This window comes from Anthropogastromicrobium aceti (genome assembly GCF_020687335.1).
Lineage (GTDB): Bacteria > Bacillota > Clostridia > Lachnospirales > Lachnospiraceae > Anthropogastromicrobium > Anthropogastromicrobium aceti.
Genome location: NZ_JAJEQN010000015.1, coordinates 1 through 18,330 on the forward strand (window position 1 = coordinate 1; position 18,330 = coordinate 18,330).

Sequence of the window (18,330 nt, forward strand, 5' to 3'; positions counted from 1 at the left end):
CCTGTACAGGAATTGGATATGAAGCATACTGGAAGTGCAGTAAGTGTGCGAAGCTGTTTTCAGATGAAGCCGGAACAGATGAAATCAGTAACCCAGTAGAGATAAATGCAAACGGCCATGCTCTAGAAAAGGTAGAAAAGAAAGAAGCTGGCTGTACAGAAACTGGACATGAAGCATACTGGAAGTGCAAAAACTGTGCGAAGCTGTTTTCAGATGAAGCCGGAAAAATTGAAATCAGTAACCCAGTAGAGATAAATGCAAACGGCCATGCTCTGGAAAAGGTAGAAAAGAAAGAGGCCAGCTGTACAGAAACTGGACATGAAGCATACTGGAAGTGCAAAAACTGTGCGAAGCTGTTTTCAGATGAAGCCGGAACACATGAAATCAGTAACCCAGTAGAGATAAATGCAAACGGCCATAATCTAGAAAAGGCAGAAAAGAAAGAGGCTAGCTGTACAGAAAGCGGATATGAGGCATACTGGAAGTGCAAGAACTGTGCGAAGCTGTTTTCAGATGAAGCCGGAACACATGAAATCAGTAAACTGGTAGAGATAAATGCCAGTGGCCATGACCTTAAAAAGGTAGAAAAGAAAGCACCGACCTGTACAGAAATCGGTTGGGAGGCATATGATACCTGCTCTCACTGCAACTATACCACATATGTGGAACTGCCAGCATTAGATCATGACTTAGAGCATCATGAAGCAAAAGCCGCAACCTGCACAGAAAACGGCTGGGATGCCTATGATATCTGTAAGCGCGACGGCTGCAAGTACACCACCTACAAGGAACTGCCAGCATTAGGTCATGAAGACAGCAATAACGATCATCTCTGCGATGCTTGCAGCACGAAAATTAGTGATCATAGTTATGAAAGCAAAATAGCAAGAGAAGCGACTACAACTTACACAGGAATCAGAATCTATACCTGTACGAAGTGTGGACACTCTTATACGGAGGAGCTTGCAAAGCTGCCAAGTCAAACTAACCAAGCTGACCAGACAAATCAAATTGAGCCAGTTAATAATGGCAACGAAAAAGATTTCATAGGAACTGTGACGAGTGTATTTTTAAATGTAACTGATTTTGCAGCAAAGAACTTTAGAATATCATTTTGGCTGATGATTCAGATGCTTTTGAAAGCAATAATGCAACTTTGGTAATTCCAGTTTTGGAAATAGGTATTCCATGAACAGTAACTTTGCAACAGAAAGCCGGGGAAATATCCCCGGTTTTTCTTGTAAATAACAGCTTGCCATGGTAAACTGATAACAAAAATAAATAAAAGACAGAGGAGGCGGAAAATGGGAATTTTTTTGAATAGTGCAGCTCCGTATTCTTTGTACGAAAGCGAAGTCAAAAAGCCATATTTTGTAGATAAAAGTTTGATGCTGGAAGAATTATTTTTGCCAGCAGAAACAGGAAATTCGCATATTTGTATCACAAGACCAAGACGCTTTGGAAAAACTGTGATGGCAAACATGGTTAGTGCATTTTTTAGTCATGGAGTAGATTCAACAGAGATTTTTTCTAAGCTAAAAATAGCTGAAAGTACAGGCTATAAAAAGCATTTGAACACGCATGATGTGATTCGGATTGATTTTAGTCGTATGCCAAGAAATTGCAATTCGTATGATCAATATATTGAGCGGATTGAGCGAATATTGATACAGGATTTAATGGAGGCATATCCAAAGGCTGATATTCAAGAGGAGGATGCAGTTTGGGATAGTCTCGACCTTGTTTATGAAAGATATGGATGTCAGCGCTTTATTTTTGTATTTGATGAGTGGGACTGTATTTTCCATAAGGACTTTATCACAGATGAAGACAAGAAAAAATATATCAGTTTCTTGAGCAGTTTACTTAAAGATAAGGCATATGTATTACTTTCTTATATGACAGGAATCTTGCCTATTGCAAAGTATTCAAGTGGTTCAGAATTGAATATGTTTGCAGAGTATACAATGGTCAGTGAGGAAAAATTCAGTGACGCATTTGGATTTACCGAGGCAGAAGTTGACATGCTTTATGCGCGTTTTTTGAAAAATACAGGAAAGCCTTTGCTTTCAAGAAGTGGGCTTAAAGAATGGTATGACGGGTATCACGCAAAAGGCGGAGAACGCATATATAACCCAAGATCCGTTGTGATGGCGCTCACAAATAATAATTTGGGAAACTATTGGACGAGTTCAGGTCCATATGATGAGATTTATTATTATATTGAAAAAAATGTTGCAGGTGTGAGAAATGATTTGGCATTAATGGTGTCGGGAGAATCGGTAGAGGCGAAAGTGCAGGAATATGCGGCAACATCAATGGAATTGACAACAAGAGAAGAAATTTTTTCTGCGATGGTCGTGTATGGATTTTTGAGCAGCGAAGAAGGAAAAGTACGAATCCCTAACAGAGAGTTGATGGAGCGTTTTGATGAAATGCTGCAAAAAGAGCCATCACTTGGCTATGTGTATCGCTTGGCAAGAGAATCAAAGCGTATGTTAGAGGCAACATTGCATGGGGATACGCAGGTAATGGAACAAATTTTAGAGTATGCACATAATACGGAAACACCGTTACTATCTTATAATCACGAAATTGAATTATCAGCGATTGTGAATCTGGTTTATTTATCAGCACGAGATCAATATCGTGTGGAAAGAGAGGACAAAGCGGGAAAAGGATATGTAGATTTTATCTTTTATCCGATTCGAGAATCAGACGATGCCATTATTTTGGAGCTGAAGGTTGATCATACGCCAGAGGAAGCAATTGCACAGATTAAAGAAAAAGAGTATGCACTTCGCTTAAAGGGAAAATTGGCAGCCAAAATTCATCACACAGGGCGAATTTTGGCTGTTGGGATTGGTTACGATAAGGGAACCAAAAAACATAGATGCAAAGTAGAGAAATTAAAGGGTTAGGCAAAGAGGTCGCTTTCTAGGTTTCCATCATAAAACACCTGAATCACGTTGTTTTTGTTCTAAAGACCAGTTTGCTATGGTAAACTGTCAATAGCAACATTAATGGAATTGACAATAAAAGAAGGAATAAATCATGGAATATTTGACAGTGAGAGAAACCTCTGAAAAATGGGGAATGTCCATTAGAATGGTAAATTATTATTTGAATACAGGACGAATTGAGGGAGCTGTTCGCAAAAAAAGTGAATGGCTTATTCCATACACAGCAAAGAGTCCTTTAGATATCAGAAAAAAAGCTGATACGAAGAAAAGCACAAAAAGGAAGCGGAATGTAAATAAATGCTATATGCCATTGATTGCAAGTCCATGTCCGGGAAGCTTTCATGAGTTTGAGCATTCACTTGCAGATGAGGAAGAGCGACAGATAACAAGGGCACTTTGGCATTATTTTCGCAACGAAGAGAAAGAATGCTGTACAGTGAGCGAGCAATGCTTCAATAGCGAAAGTGTACAGATACGTTTGGCGGCGCGTTTGGTGCATGCCATGGCAACTGTTCAGGAAGGAGATCCAGCAGCAGTTTTAGCAGATTTTAATGCCATTGCCTTAGAAAATAAAAAGACATCAGATCCTTCAGCGAAGCTCTATACGCTTGTCACAGAAGGTTTTGTAAGTGTCTTTTTCCATTCAGAATCAGCAGATTTAAGTGTGCTGCGTGATAAAATTAGTTTGTGTCAGGCTGGAATCCAATATTATGTGATCTATGCCGCAGCACATGAGCTTTATCTTAGACGTGAATATCAGCGTGCAATGGGCATGGCAGAGGCCGCACTTATGATGGCAGGAAATTGTTTCCCAATTGCAAGTATTTACTTAAATCTTGTCCTTTGCATGATTTGTATGAATTTAAAAGATGATGAGCATGCAGATGCAGCGTTTATGAGGGCGTGGAACATTGCACTTCCTGAGCATTACATACATCCATTTATTGAGCATCATGGCTTACTTCAAGGGCAGATCGAGCGGTCGCTGCGTGAACAGTATCCAGATGAATATAATGAGATCATCGAATCTGTATATACATTCAGTAGAGGATGGATGAAAATCCACAATCCAGTATCCACTCTTCAGGTTACAGATGCACTTACACCATATGAGTTTTCCATCGCCATGCTTGCCTCAAAAGGGCGTTCAAATAAGGAGATTGCAAAAAGTCTTGGAATCTCCTTAAATACAGTAAAGTCGTATTTGGAAAATATTTTTTCGAAGCTTCATATTTCAAGCAGAAGTGAGCTTGATATGTTTGTAAATCGCTGATCGCTTGTTTTATTTTGAAAGTATGCTATAATAAAAAAATATGCGCTTTGACAATTGGGCGAAAATGGAATACAGGGAGAAAAAAGATGGAGAAGTGGAACATTCGAAAGAACAAAATGCTGCCAGTGATCTTCGCTTTGGCATGGCCAACTATGCTAGAGCAGTTTCTGCAGACAGCAGTGCAGTACATTGATACTGCAATGGTTGGTTCACTTGGCACACAGGCAACTGCGGCAGTCGGATCAACCAGCACTGTAAACTGGCTGATAGGAAGTACAGTATCAGCGATTGGTGTAGGATTGCTTGCGTTTATATCGCAGTCATTTGGTGCCGGAAATCGGGAACGCGCAAAAAGGGCGTCAGGACAGGCTGTTTTGGTAGTGCTTGCGGTAGGAATCAGTTTTACTATCGTGATTGCAGCAATCAACAAGCAGGTGCCGGTTTGGATGCAGGTAGATGAAGGTATCCGCGATATGGCATCTCGTTATTTTCTTATATTGTATGCACCGATGCTGTTTAGAACAGCAAATATTATTTTTGGTACGGTACTTAGATCAGTAGGAGATACAAAAACGCCGATGAGAGTTGGTGTTGTGATGAATATTATTAATACCGTGCTCAATTTCCTGTTCATTTACCCGACACGTGTGGCAGTGATTGCAGGTATTTCTATTACGCTGCCAGGTGCAGGTTTTGGAATTGAAGGTGCAGCTCTTGCAAGTGCGATTGCGTATACATATGGAGGAATTGCCATTACTGTAAAATTGTGGAAACATGCTGATATTTCACCGAAGGGACAGAGCTTTAAGCCAGATAAGACAATTCTTATTCCGTGCATTAGAGTAGCATTTCCAAATATGTGCCAGCGTTTTGCAACATCGCTTGGCTACGTTGTATTTGCTTCTATGATCAACTCTCTTGGAGAGACATCTGCGGCAGCACACACAATCGCAAATACAGTAGAGTCTGGATTTTATATTCCGGGATGGGGTATGCAGACGGCAGCAGCTACACTTGCTGGTAATGCACTTGGCGCAAAAGATGGAAAAAAGCTTCGTGATTTAGAGCGTGCAATTATTCCACTTGAAACCGGATTGATGACTGTGTGCGGTGCCCTTCTGTTTGCATTTGCACCACAGCTTATGACATTGTTCTCACGTGACGCAGAGGTAATTATGCTAGGTTCTACAGTACTTCGCATGGTCGCAATATCAGAACCTTTCTATGGTATCCCGATCGTACTTGAAGGTATGATGCAGGGAGTTGGAAAAACAGTTGCACCGTTTATCTTTAGTGTAATTGGCATGTGGGGTGTTCGTATTATAGGAACCTTCATATGTACGCAGCTTTTAGGCATGGGACTTATTGCTGCATGGGCATGTATGATAGCACATAATGTTTTATTATTTATGCTCTTTGCTGTATACTTTGCGCGAGGAAAGTGGAAACCAAAGTTTTAAAATAAAAACGACAAATTGCATGGCATAATGTGCAGTTTGTCGTTTTTTTAATTCTAAGTCTTTATGCGAGTTAAAAGTTTGATTAGAAGGAACGGATGATTTCCTCTGTCATAGAGCGAACAACTTCGGTTGCTAACTGTACTGTAGCTTCGAAATCATAGTAAGAAGTAATTCCGTAATGAGAATGGATATAACGAACAGGAACACCGACAACGATTACCGGGATACCATCAAGTGAAGTGTTAATAATCGCACCATTGTTTCCGCCGCCTTCACGGACAGAAGACTGTACAGCAAGTCCCTTTTCTTCAGCAAGATCTAATACGTAGCGCTGATATCTTGGGGAGCATACAATTGATTTGTCCATAAAACGAAGCATTGGACCCTTTTTCAGAGCTGTCTGAATTGCATACGGCTCAGTAAAGGTATCATCAGCAGGGCAGCCCTCGAAACAAAGTGCAATCTGAGGAGCAACCTTTCCGACTGCAACCTTAACACCACGCTCGCCAAGCTCCTCTTGTGTAGATAACACACCTACCAGATCAACATTTAAGTTCTCATCTGAGAGACGGCGCATAGTCTCGAGAAGGGCAGCACAGCCAATTCTACAGTCAAAGCCCTTTCCAATCATGACATCATGTTCCTCGTCATAGGAGAAATGTACGTCAGAAATAATAGGCTCACCAATGCGGATACCAAAGTTTTCAACAGCATCTTCCTTGCTTGTTGCACCGATATCAATTACAAGAGACTGAATTGATGTGGAACCGGCATTCTGACGCTCGGCAGGTGTCATAAAATGAGGTGGTTTAGCTGCAATTACGCCAGGAATAAAATTACCATATTTATTGCGTACAAGAACCTTTGATGCCGGGAGAGAATTATCGCTCCAGCCACCTAGGGAAACAAAGCGAAGTGTTCCATTTGGCTTGATTGAATGAACCATAAGTCCAACCTCATCACTATGGGCATCAAGCATAAAAACAGGCTTATTACCTGTATTGTTCTTGGAACGCAGATAGAGATTGCGCAGGCAATCCTCCTCAACATCGGCAAATTCTGCACCATATTTTTTTGCGACAGCAACAGCTTCATCCTCAAATCCGGACGGTGCCTTTGCATCAGACAGTTCCTGAATCATAGTAACTGCATTTTGATCTGGTTTGATTTTCATATCATTATCCCTTTCTCTTATAAGAATGATGTATTTCTCTATATTCGAGTATCATATCATTTCTGAGGAAAAAAAACAAGATAACAAAATTGTTCTATATACTATGAAAATAGTAATAAGTTACAGTGCCTGCTCTCAATGCAAGAAAAATTTCGCTTGACTTTTTGAAAAGCAGGAAAATTAGAAGTTCACAAAATCTTCACAAAATAATTAGCACTCACCTCTTGACAGTGCTAATAATAAGTGCTATAGTACACATAGAACAAAAGAAGGGGAACAACAAGGAAGCCTCTTAAAAACCTTAGTTCTGCAGCGAAAGCTGCTAAAATAAATACCACATCGGCAGTGTCCGGAGTGTCAAAATAGATTGCAGCTGGCGCTGCAGATGTTAAAGTATAAAATCCAGTTTGGAGCATTGAAAGGAGATTTTGATTATGTTAGTACCGAGCATTTTTGCAAATAGTGTATTTGATGATTTCTTTGATTTTCCATATGTTAATGACAAGAAGACAGAGAGAAAGCTGTATGGTCACAACGCAGCAAACCTGATGAAGACTGATATTCAGGAATATGATGACGGCTATCAGTTAGAGATTGATCTTCCAGGCTTCAAGAAAGATGAAGTACATGCAGAGTTAAAGGATGGTTATTTGGTAGTCAGTGCTGAGAAAGGTCTTGACGAGGACGAGCAGGATAAGAAGACTGGCAAGTATTTAAGAAGAGAGCGTTATGCAGGATCATGCCAGAGAAGCTTCTATGTTGGTAAGGATATCACCGAAGAGGATATCAAGGCACAGTTCCAGCATGGTATGCTGACACTGTTTGTTCCGAAGAAAGAAGCAAAGCCAGTTGTAGAAGAGAAGAAACACATTACAATTGAATAAATATTGTTATACAGGGCGCATCCGAAAGGGTGCGCCCTATTTTTATCACTTGCAATGAGCCATCAGGGACAATAAAAGAGCCATTGCCCCTGTCACCCTGGCTCAAAAACTGTAATGATAAATAGTATCAGTGAGACAAAATTTAGTTGCGAAACAGGATAAAAGTGATATACTGAAAGCATAAGAAAAGAAACCGTGTGAAATTACAGTTTTGTTTTCACACGGTTTTTTTAAAAGATTGGGTTAGATAAAACTAATACATGATAGTGATGAATATGGATTCAAGGCAAAAAAATGCAGTGATTGGAGGAAGGGCATGAAAAACGAAGAATACAAAAAATTGTCAATTAGTGAATTTACAAAAGCAGCTGGAAGATATGAAAGTAACCATGCTGGCATTTACGAAATGTGTAAGAAGGATTATCCGGATATTCTGGCAGAGCTAGAGAAGGAGTCGTTCAGAAATTTATTGGATGCAGGTTGTGGACCTGCTCCAATGATTTCTTTATTATCAGAAAAATACCCAGACCGACATTATACAGGACTGGATCTGACGCCAGCCATGATTGAACAGGCAAAAAAGAAAAATATTCCAAATGCAACATTTGTTGTAGGAGACTGTGAGAACTTTCCATTTGAAAACAATTCATTTGATGCAATTATTTGTTCTATGAGTTTCCATCATTATCCAAATCCACAGGCATTTTTTGACAGTGTAAAAAGATGTCTTCGTCCAAATGGAAGACTGATTCTGAGAGATGTGACAAGTGATAATAAAGTATTGGTATGGCTGATGAATACATTGGAAATGCCTCTGGCAAATATATGTGGACACGGAGATGTCCGAGCGCCAACAAGAGATGTGGTTATGAAATGTTGCAGAAAAGCAGGGCTAAAAGTGGAAAGATTTGAAATCCGCAAAGGTATGAGGATGCATTGCGTTGTAAGAAAACCTATTGGAAAGGGCGATAGATAATGAAGAAAAAACATTTTGATGTGGGAACAGATGGATTTTATGGTGCATACTGGAAATGTAAATCAGATTCAGACTGTGCAATGATTGCCATGATCGGAGATGATTCAGAGGATTATCTGGCGCGTACATCTGTGAAATGGCTACATAAACTCGGTGTTAATGTGATGACGATGTCACCTGGAAAAAAGGATTATGGACATCATAATTATCCACTGGAACGCATAGAAAAAGCAATCAGCTGGTTAAAAGCAAATGGTAATCAGAAGATAGGAATTGTCGGGGCATCTACTACAGGAACACTTGCTTTAACTGCCGCTTCTTATTTTGAAGATATCACATTGACGATTGGTCTGACACCGAGTGACTTTATCTGGCAGGGATTTATGCAGGGTAAAAAAGATGGCTGTAAGGAATGGCCGATTGAAGGAGAATCTCTTTTTTCTTATAAAGGAGAACCGCTTCCGTATATGCCGTTTTGCTATAAACATCCAGACTACTGGAGGGTAATTGAGAAAGAAACAAAGCGAACCGGTGATATGGTTAATTCAAGAAAACTGTTTGATGATTCGGAAAAGGCTCACCCAGTCACAGAAGACGAGATGATCAAGATTGAAAAAATCAATGGAATATTATTGCTGATTGGCGCTGAAGATGATGTATTGTGGGATACTGCAAAATATATCCGTCGAATGAGACAGCGAATGAAAGAATATCCATACACATGCAGATTAGAGTCTGTAATTTATGAGCATGGAACACATTTTATTTTTCCAGAGAGTATGTTAAAGACAATGCTCCCGATTGGATCTGGAATCTTCATGAAAATGGCATTTCAGGGGGCAAGAAAATATCCGAAAGAATGCCAGAGAGCACGTTTGGATATTGACAAACGGGTTAAAAATGCCGTTGCAGAATGGAAGAGTAGAAAAGAGACGGATAAGATATAAAGGAAAAATCCTGGATGCGTTGGGAAAATATGATGCAGGTGACTATGCATACTGGCTTGGCTCAGGTATTTCGACAGACTATGATCAGACAATGGTTGAGAACTGTATAGAACTTTTCTGTAAAGAAAATCTGTCTGAATAAAACAATTTTGGCAGGATCTGAGAAGAAATCAGATTCTGCCAATCGTATGAAAAGAGGTAATTTGATATGAAAAAAGATATAGAAACCGTCAGAGTCTTTTTTGTAAATGAGAGCTTGTAACAAAAAGAAAACCCCACCCCTCAAGATTGAGGGGCAGGGGAGTTGAATAGGCGAAGCCTATTTTTTATCACTTAGTAAATGAGCCATCAGGTCCCACCGGCTTAAATTCCATATTCGTTAAATAATTTTGTCCGAAATGTTGGATCAGCAATAGCTTTTGGAATTTCAGAGCCTCTATTTTCCTTTAATAATCTCTCATAAAGCATATTAACACGCTGTTCGCCTAATTGCACCCCCTGTTGTACTCCGTCCTTTCTGGCTGAGTTTATGGAATCATTCCAGTCGCGTATTGCTTTTTCGCGGTTTCGGTACATAGCCATTAATGTTTCATCGCTGCTGGCTTTTTTCAGACGCTCATATGCTTCCTCAAATGTTTTGTTTTCTTCAACCAATTTTTCATACACCTCCTGTTGACCAGAGTTAATAAATAGTGCCCATTGATCTCTTGCAGTTAAGCCAGAAAGCTCAAAAGTTTCAACTTCTTTTGTTTGAGATAATTCGCTGACTGCTTTGCGTAGCTCAAAGAATGAAATTTTGAAAGTTTGTCTGTATATTTCATTTGTTTCTTCATCTTTAAGAACAAAGCTTCTGTAGTAACGGGAATCTTTGTATAAGTCAAAACACAACAAATGGCTTACTTTCTTCCTGACCGAATACCTGTTTAAATACGATATCAGAAGTCAGGGGTAATAATTGTACAGTTTCTAAGTTATCGTTCATCAATAAGTCCTTCATTTTATGTAGTTCCGAATTTCGGTACTTATCTGATGTATTTTGTGCTATCTGGCTTTTTCTTTTGTACCTTAAAGTATTCCTTTATATTATGAGAATATCACGAGGGTGATATTTTTGCAAGTGTTTGTCAATAAAAAAATAGAAATATATAGGTTGCATTAAATCCGCAATTTTTCAGCAGGAGTTTCTAGGAATGAAGGAGTCAAAAAGATCCATTGCCCCTGTCCCTCCTGGCTTAAGTGAGAAAAAAAGTCCAATAAGACATCATGTGTATTATTGACAATGTCAATAGATAAAATTAATATAACAGTGTGATATAACATTGTTATATTTTTGCAGCATTGGAGGATGAATCATATGTCAGTAAAGGCAGAGAAAACCAAGGAAAAAATATTGGACACAGCACTTAGACATTTTTTAAAAGACGGATTCAGTGGAGCATCTTTGAGGAATATTGTGAAAGATGCCGGACTCACAACAGGAGCATTTTATAAGTACTATCCGACGAAGGAAATGCTTTTTGATGCATTGACAGATCCTTATGTGGAGCACATTTATGAAATATATGATGGAATCTTAGCTGAATTTGTAGAGCTTTCTGCCGATGAGCAGACAAGGAATATGTCTGGAACCTCAAGTGATGGAATGGATCAGATGATCGATTATATATATGATCACTACGATAATTTTAGATTGCTCTTAAAATGTGGAGACAGCGGAAAGTTCGAAGATTTTATCCATAACATGGTAGAGCGGGAGGTGGAAGCAAGCCAGAAATATATGAAGACAATGCGTGATGCAGGAATAGAGTTCCCAGCTGTTAGCAAAAGTCTTATGCATATGATTTATACAGGATTTTTCTCATCAGTACTGCAGATTATTGAACATGACATGGATAGGGAAACGGCAAAGAAAAATGTATACCAGTTAAGGGAATTTCAAACTGGTGGCTGGGAGCGATTGTGGAATATCAAATTCCCGGCTGAAGATAAATAAGATTTTCAGAATAATAAAATAAGGTGGCTTATGCCGGTGAGCCATCTTATTTATTATAGATAGGTTAGCCAAAACTAATTTGGATTGCCTGAGCAAAATTATAGTAAGGGAGTGTGTTTGCATGAAAGAAAAGAAGAGGTCTGCCGCCAGTTGGATACTGGAGTGGGCGGGACAAAAAAGAAGTGCCTATGTATGGAGTGTAGTGCTTGCGGTAGGAAATGTTATTTTCAAAATAATTCCATATTTTATTATCGCAAATGTCGTAACAATGTTTTTGGATGGCAGTAAGGAATTTAAAGAATATCTGATTATGGCAATATGGATTGCGCTGTCGTTTATTATAGCAGAGCTTTTTCATTCACTTTCTACATCGCTCTCTCATAAAGCAACGTTTACTGTACTTGCAAATATACGAAAATCTTGCTGTGAAAAGCTGGCGAGGGTGCCGCTTGGATATGTGAAGGATACACCATCAGGAACATTTAAAAATATCATGGTGGAAAGAATTGACAGCATTGAGACAACACTGGCACATATTGTACCGGAATTTACTTCTAATCTGCTGGCACCGGTCATTATCCTAATTTATTTCTTCATGACAGATTGGAGACTGGCATTATTGTCATTAGTGCCGGTGGTGGTTGGATTTCTTTCTTATTTTGGCATGATGATTGATTATAAACCGAGTTTTGAAAGAACGGTTAAGACAACAAAGGAGCTGAATGATGCAGCAGTGGAATATATTGATGGAATTGAAGTCATCAAAGCATTTGGAAAAACGGAAAGCTCTTATGCCAAATTTACAAAGGCAGCTATGGAATATGCAGATTCCTTTATTTCGTGGATGAAACGCTGCTCAATCTTTCATGCACTGCTGATGGTTGTGACACCGTATACATTATTGACAGTTCTTCCATTTGGAGCACATTATGTGGAAAATGGAACACTGACGATTTCAAGTTTTGTTATGTGTATCATTCTGTCACTTGGAATTGTAGGACCGATTATTACAGTAGGTTCTTATACTGATGATCTGGGTAAAATCAGTGTGATTGTTGATGAGGTGGTTGGAATTCTAAAACAGCCAGAGCTTAAAAGACCTGAAAAGAGTACAGCAGCTCCAAAGGATAATTCCATCACACTTACCGATGTCAAGTTTGGTTATCATGAAAGGGAAATCCTGCACGGAGTGAATATGAAGTTGAATGCTGGCACAGTTAATGCGATTGTAGGCCCATCGGGAAGCGGTAAATCCACAATTGCAAAGCTGATTGCTTCTCTTTGGGATGTAAATAGCGGAAGTATCAAGATCGGCGGTGTTGACATAAAACAGATGTCACTTGTTGATTTTAATCGAAAAATCGCATATGTAGCACAAGACAATTATCTGTTTAATGAAACTGTCCGAGAAAATATCAGACAGGGTAATCCGAAAGCAACAGATGAAGAAATTATAGACGTAACGAAAAAGAGCGGCTGCTATGATTTTATCATGCAGCTTGAAAATGGATTTGATACAATTGTCGGTGGAGCAGGTGGTCATTTGTCAGGCGGTGAGAGACAGCGTATCTCAATTGCAAGAGCTATGCTTAAAGATGCGCCAATTGTTATTCTTGACGAGGCGACTGCGTACACAGATCCTGAGAATGAAGCTATTTTGCAAAATTCTATTGCAAAGCTTGTTGCAGGAAGGACTCTCATTGTTATTGCACACAGACTTTCTACAGTCAAAGACAGCGATCAGATATTTGTTGTGGATGAAGGAAATATAGCAGCACATGGCACACATGAGGAGCTTCTTGCATCGTGCCCACTTTATAAGGAAATGTGGAATGCACATATATCTGCCAAAGATACCGCAAAGGAGGACAACTAATATGTTTGAGATTCTGGCTAAGTTTTTTAAGTTTTCCGGAAAAGAAAATGAAAATAAATTTAAATTGTCCATAGTGATCGGTCTTGCAGAAGCCCTTGCCTCTGCGATGAAGATACCGGCTATCATGTATGTACTGATCGGATTGATGAGTAAAGAAGCCATGGGAAAATATATCATTGGTTCAATTGCTATTATGGGAATTGCCATTGTAGTTGATATTATCTGCAAGAGATTTTCAACCGTGCTCCAGACAGAAGGCGGGTATAATGCAAGTGCTTTTACGAGGATAAAGATAGCAGAACATCTTCGATATCTTCCAATGGGATATTTTAATTCAAACAGTATAGGTGAGATTTCTTCTGTTACAACGAATACTATGGAAATGCTTGGTGATATTGCGGCTAGAGTCGTTATGCTGACGACACAGGGTATTCTGGAAACAACTATGATTGTTCTTATGATTCTCATTTTTGATTGGAGAATTGGTTTGATATCAGCGGCTGGTGTAGTCATTTTCTTTGTAATCAATTCAATCATGCAAAAGGCTGGAAAGAGTGATTCAGAGAAAAAAGTTCAGTGTGATACGGAGCTGATTAGCCAGATCATGGAATACATTCAGGGAATATCAGAAGTAAAATCTTATAACCTGCTTGGCAAGCAGGCAAAACGGCTGAATGATGCAAACGAAGCATGTGCGAAGATCAACACGAAAATGGAGCTTTTATTTGTGCCATATCATTTTCTTCAGGGAATTGTGACGAAGATCACAGGAGCAGTTATTGTGATCAGTAGTGCGGCATTTTACATAAATGGAACGATGAGTGCAATTTATGCAATCGGTATGACGATATCAGCATTTATGCTTTATTCAAGCCTTGAGTGTGCCGGAAACTACTCCTCACTTTTGCATGTAGTAAGTGTGTGCGTAGATAAGGCAAATGCAATTCTTGAGCTTGACACAATGGACATTGACGGAAAAGAAATCAAGCCGCAAAACTGTAATATTAAACTTGACCACATTTCGTTTTCTTATGACAAGAGAAAAATCATTGATGATGTATCGCTTTCAATTCCTGAAAAGACAACAACAGCAATTGTTGGTCCATCTGGTGGCGGTAAATCTACATTGTGCAATTTGATCGCAAGATTTTGGGACGTAGATGAAGGCAAAGTCACACTTGGCGGTGTAAATGTGAAGGATTACAGCATGAACAGTCTGATGAACAATTTTTCCTTTGTATTTCAGACAGTATATTTGTTTGCCGATACGATTGAAAATAATATCAAATTTGGTCGTCAGGATGCAACACACGAGGAAGTTGTAGCAGCTGCAAAGAAAGCATGCTGTCATGAATTTATAAGTCAACTTCCGAATGGTTATGATACAGTGATTGGAGAGGGTGGTTCATCGCTTTCAGGAGGCCAGAAGCAGCGTATTTCTATAGCACGTGCTATTATGAAGGATGCGCCAGTCGTCATATTAGACGAGGCAACAGCTAATGTTGATCCGGAGAATGAAAAGGATTTGATGGATGCCATAGAAGCACTCACAAAAGAAAAGACAATCATCATGATTGCGCACAGATTAAAGACTGTTCGTCATGCAGATCAGATAGTAGTTGTTGATAAAGGAAGAATTGTACAGAAGGGAACACATGAACAGCTTATGACGCAAGATGGTATATATAAGAGATTTGTAGATGCCAGAGAACAGGCAGTAAGCTGGAAATTGGCTTCGTTTATGAGAGTGAGCGGTTAATTGCTTTTGCTGATATTGAATCGCTGAAGGCATTGTCTGGAGTGTCAAAATAGATTGCCCCTGTCCCATCTGGCAAAACTGTGATATAATCAAAAAAAGTTAACAAAGCCAGGAGGTTTGCATGAATAAATTTTCAGATGAGAATAATTTTAATAATAAGGAAGCAAATAAGTGGGTAGGTATCCACGGTGTGATTTTCGATGTGGATGGCACACTTCTTGATTCTATGGTGATCTGGGAAGAGGCAGCGGTACGTTATCTAAATAGCCTTGGATTAGAACCAGAGGAAAATCTTTCCGAGAAGATCATGACTATGTCGATGGAAGAGGGTGCAGATTATTTAATTGACCACTATGGTGTGAGTTTGACGAGGACGCAGATTCTTGACGGTATACGCGAGCTTATACGCGGCTTCTATGAGGATGAGGTGCAGCTAAAACCAGGCGTAGAACAGGTAATTAAGTTGCTTGCATCAAAAGGCATTCCAATGATTATTGCAACCTCAAGTGACAGTGCATGTGTTACAGCTGGCTTAAAGCGTCTTGGCGTTTGGAGTTATTTTAAAGGAATTTTGACATGCAGTGATATTGGAAAGGGAAAGACAGAACCAGATATTTATCTTGCCGCTGCAAAAGAGATTGGAAGTAAGCCTTCAGAGACAGTTGTATTTGAGGACGCACTTCATGCTATTGTTACTGCAAAGAATGCAGGCTTTATTACTGTGGGTATTTATGATTCATATAATCAGGACGAGGAGAAGATTCGAAAGGTCGCAGACTGTTATTATAAGAATTGGGATGAAGTAAGCGAATCCATGATTGGAAAATAGAATGAGCAAATAATGAGAAAACCGCTTCCCGGTCATTTAGCTTTCCGGGAAGCGGTAAAAAACAAAACAAACAAAAATGAGAAAAAGAAAAACAGCAATCTTTCGATTACTGTTTTCAATGCCGCAGACCGGAATCGAACCGGTACGGGTATCACTACCCACGGGATTTTAAGTCCCGGGCGTCTGCCAGTTCCGCCACTGCGGCATAGCTTCTTGTGAAGCTCAATGGATGGAGGTGGATTCGAACCACCGAAGCAAGTTGCAGCAGATTTACAGTCTGTCCCCTTTGGCCACTCGGGAATCCATCCATGTCATATTTCCTTGACAGTTATGAATGATACCACAACTCAGAACAAAATGCAAGCACTTTTTCAAATTTTTTCAAAAAAATTTTCAATTCGTGTTTTTCATAGACACGCAAACCGTTTTGTGTAAATTTGAACACGAAGAAATCATTGTCTATTGAAGACATAAACGAAAGAAATTATAATCAACTATGCTAATTATAGTAGTTTTTGGAAAGGGTTTTATAGAAAATTTTCTTTTCTTTTCCATTAAAAACTGGTATACTAGTTAGCAAATGGTGAAAGGATGGTGGCTGTTTGTGATTATTCAGTTAGGACTGACACTTGTGATCCCTCTCCTTGCATGTCTGTATTTTTGTTACTGGCTTTGTGACCATACAGGTGTAGGCAGCTGGGTTTATATCATCGGTTTGATCTTTGGGATCGGGGCCGGAATTATGACCTGGTATAAGCTGTATTTGCGTGCGAAAAAGCATAATAAAAAGAAGGATAAGAAACCATTCGGATTTAATGATCATGTTTAATTAATGATGCCTGCGAATTGCTCCGTTGCGATGTAACTCCATCGTGAAAGCACGATCGGCTTTTGGAGCTTTTGACCTTGGCATCAAAGAAAGGGAAGGTGACAGAATGAGAAGTGTATCTCCTGCGGTAAAGCAGGAAACGATGCGGATTGCATCAGGAACTGCCATAGGTGTTGTACTGATGTGGGTTGTATTTTTCTTTCTTCATCAGGTGAATCCGGAAAAGATACCGTTTGATTATACGGTATTTCTTGCCGGCATTGGCGGTTTTATTTTTGCAGCTGGAAATTTTTTCCTTATGGGACTTACAGTTCAGAAGGTAGCTGCAGAGACAGACGAAGGCAGAGCGCGTCAGCGCATGCAGGTTAGTCAGCGTCAAAGAACGCTTTTAATGCTTGCGTGGGGTGTTGTAGCGCTTGCAGCTCCGTGTTTTAATGGGGCAGCCGGAATTATTCCGCTTCTGTTTCCTAGTATGGTAATAAAAATCTATTATCTTACAATTGGAAAAGCTAAGCTTGCGCAGGAAAAAAAGGACAGCCAGTCAGCTGATCCCACAGCTGGGAAAGGAAGTGAACAGTAAACAATGGATTTTGACATTTCAGGAGCTCAGGTGTTTTTTACGATTCCGACGAACATTCCTATTCTGGGTGATCTTCAGATCAGTGAGACTATGGTGGTCAGCTGGATTGTCATGGCAGTTATTGCAGTGCTTTGCCTGTGGCTGACACATGATTTAAAAGTAACAAACATCTCAAAGCGTCAGGCAGTGGCTGAGTTTCTGGTAGAAAAGGCGAACAACTTTGTGCGCGGCAATACGGGTGGTTATAAGTTTGACTACATGATTCCGTTTATCGCAGCGTTGTTTACCACAAGTGTATTTTCAAATCTAATCAGTCTTCTAGGTCTTCGAAGCCCAACAGCAGATCTGTCAACAGAAGCAGCATGGGCAGTGGTTGTATTTATTATGATCACGGCAAAGAAGATCCAGACTAACAAGCTTGGCGGATATTTAAAGGGCTTTACACAGCCAATTCCAGTTATGACGCCGTTTAACATTTTGTCTGAGTTGGCAACACCAGTCAGCATGGCATGCCGTCATTTTGGAAATATTCTGTCTGGTGTCGTTATTGATGGTTTGATTTACGCAGCGCTTGCAACTGCAACAAAGGCGCTGTTTGGTCTGATTCCAGGCGCAGTAGGAAGTGTGCTTGGAACAATTCCGTTTTTGTCGGTGGGTCTTCCGGCAATTACATCTTTATATTTTGACTGGTTCTCAGGTGTTATGCAGGCATTCATTTTCTGTATGCTGACGATTATGTATATCGCAAACGCCGCAGAAGAGGGCTAATAAAACAAAAAAGATTTTT

The 18,330-nt window shown here is 39.7% G+C and carries 16 protein-coding genes, 2 tRNA genes and 1 pseudogene; 15 read left to right on the forward strand and 4 right to left on the reverse strand.

What is annotated here, in order from left to right; translation table 11 throughout:
- The 4 genes and pseudogenes from LKD48_RS07355 to LKD48_RS07375 all read left to right on the forward strand — a co-directional run.
- Positions 1-1,163: pseudogene (locus LKD48_RS07355) on the forward strand (hypothetical protein); the annotation flags it as partial.
- 141 nt (positions 1,164-1,304) lie between these two features.
- Positions 1,305-2,921 carry an AAA family ATPase gene (locus LKD48_RS07360; protein ID WP_308731613.1) on the forward strand — a complete coding sequence of 539 codons (1,617 nt, stop codon included), beginning with the start codon at positions 1,305-1,307 and terminating at the stop codon, positions 2,919-2,921.
- A 133-nt stretch (positions 2,922-3,054) separates the two neighbouring features.
- Positions 3,055-4,236: a response regulator transcription factor gene (locus LKD48_RS16625; protein ID WP_331466820.1), complete on the forward strand. Its 1,182-nt coding sequence runs from the start codon at positions 3,055-3,057 to the stop codon at positions 4,234-4,236.
- Between the two features lie 86 nt (positions 4,237-4,322).
- Entirely contained in the window at positions 4,323-5,696 is a 1,374-nt protein-coding gene (locus LKD48_RS07375; protein WP_308731614.1) for an MATE family efflux transporter, read from the forward strand.
- 82 nt (positions 5,697-5,778) lie between these two features.
- Here LKD48_RS07375 and LKD48_RS07380 read toward each other — a convergent pair whose 3' ends face one another.
- Complete coding sequence (locus LKD48_RS07380; RefSeq protein ID WP_262539088.1) at positions 5,779-6,870, reverse strand: M42 family metallopeptidase; 1,092 nt, start codon at positions 6,868-6,870, stop codon at positions 5,779-5,781.
- 434 nt (positions 6,871-7,304) lie between these two features.
- Between LKD48_RS07380 and LKD48_RS07385 the strand changes: the two genes are divergently transcribed.
- From LKD48_RS07385 to LKD48_RS07400, 4 genes are all read left to right on the forward strand, one after another.
- Positions 7,305-7,754 carry an Hsp20/alpha crystallin family protein gene (locus LKD48_RS07385; protein WP_118615835.1) on the forward strand — a complete coding sequence of 150 codons (450 nt, stop codon included), beginning with the start codon at positions 7,305-7,307 and terminating at the stop codon, positions 7,752-7,754.
- 316 nt (positions 7,755-8,070) lie between these two features.
- A complete protein-coding gene (locus tag LKD48_RS07390; RefSeq protein ID WP_118615833.1) occupies positions 8,071-8,730 on the forward strand; it encodes a class I SAM-dependent methyltransferase in 660 nt (219 codons plus the stop codon).
- Positions 8,730-9,677, forward strand: coding sequence for an acyl-CoA thioester hydrolase/BAAT C-terminal domain-containing protein (locus LKD48_RS07395; RefSeq protein WP_308731615.1), 948 nt, complete (start codon positions 8,730-8,732; stop codon positions 9,675-9,677). Before LKD48_RS07390 ends, LKD48_RS07395 begins: the two co-directional genes overlap by 1 nt.
- Positions 9,678-9,696: 19 nt before the next feature.
- A complete protein-coding gene (locus LKD48_RS07400) occupies positions 9,697-9,819 on the forward strand; it encodes a hypothetical protein (protein WP_308731616.1) in 123 nt (40 codons plus the stop codon).
- 221 nt (positions 9,820-10,040) lie between these two features.
- On the opposite strand, the gene LKD48_RS07405 is transcribed toward LKD48_RS07400, so the two are convergent.
- Positions 10,041-10,568 (reverse strand): PD-(D/E)XK nuclease family transposase, encoded by a 528-nt coding sequence (locus tag LKD48_RS07405; RefSeq protein WP_066560820.1) that lies wholly within the window; start codon positions 10,566-10,568, stop codon positions 10,041-10,043.
- Between the two features lie 463 nt (positions 10,569-11,031).
- On the opposite strand from LKD48_RS07405, the gene LKD48_RS07410 reads away from it, so the two are divergent.
- The 4 genes from LKD48_RS07410 (at position 11,032) to LKD48_RS07425 (ending at position 16,134) form a co-directional block, all read left to right on the forward strand.
- Positions 11,032-11,670, forward strand: coding sequence for a TetR/AcrR family transcriptional regulator (locus LKD48_RS07410; protein ID WP_118615829.1), 639 nt, complete (start codon positions 11,032-11,034; stop codon positions 11,668-11,670).
- Positions 11,671-11,791: 121 nt separating this feature from the next.
- Complete coding sequence (locus LKD48_RS07415; RefSeq protein WP_118615827.1) at positions 11,792-13,546, forward strand: ABC transporter ATP-binding protein; 1,755 nt, start codon at positions 11,792-11,794, stop codon at positions 13,544-13,546.
- A 1-nt stretch (position 13,547) separates the two neighbouring features.
- Entirely contained in the window at positions 13,548-15,305 is a 1,758-nt protein-coding gene (locus LKD48_RS07420; protein ID WP_118615825.1) for an ABC transporter ATP-binding protein, read from the forward strand.
- A 121-nt stretch (positions 15,306-15,426) separates the two neighbouring features.
- Positions 15,427-16,134, forward strand: a complete 708-nt coding sequence (locus LKD48_RS07425; RefSeq protein WP_118615823.1) for an HAD family hydrolase — start codon at positions 15,427-15,429, stop codon at positions 16,132-16,134.
- Positions 16,135-16,253: 119 nt separating this feature from the next.
- Here LKD48_RS07425 and LKD48_RS07430 read toward each other — a convergent pair.
- Positions 16,254-16,339, reverse strand: a tRNA-Leu gene (locus tag LKD48_RS07430).
- Positions 16,340-16,360: 21 nt separating this feature from the next.
- A tRNA-Tyr gene (locus tag LKD48_RS07435) sits at positions 16,361-16,442 on the reverse strand.
- A 296-nt stretch (positions 16,443-16,738) separates the two neighbouring features.
- On the opposite strand from LKD48_RS07435, the gene LKD48_RS07440 reads away from it, so the two are divergent.
- From LKD48_RS07440 to LKD48_RS07450, 3 genes are all read left to right on the forward strand, one after another.
- A complete protein-coding gene (locus LKD48_RS07440; RefSeq protein WP_308731617.1) occupies positions 16,739-16,963 on the forward strand; it encodes an AtpZ/AtpI family protein in 225 nt (74 codons plus the stop codon).
- A 106-nt stretch (positions 16,964-17,069) separates the two neighbouring features.
- Entirely contained in the window at positions 17,070-17,543 is a 474-nt protein-coding gene (locus LKD48_RS07445; RefSeq protein WP_262536041.1) for a hypothetical protein, read from the forward strand.
- Positions 17,544-17,546: 3 nt separating this feature from the next.
- Entirely contained in the window at positions 17,547-18,311 is a 765-nt protein-coding gene (locus LKD48_RS07450; protein WP_118615821.1) for a F0F1 ATP synthase subunit A, read from the forward strand.
- Positions 18,312-18,330: the final 19 nt, after the last annotated feature.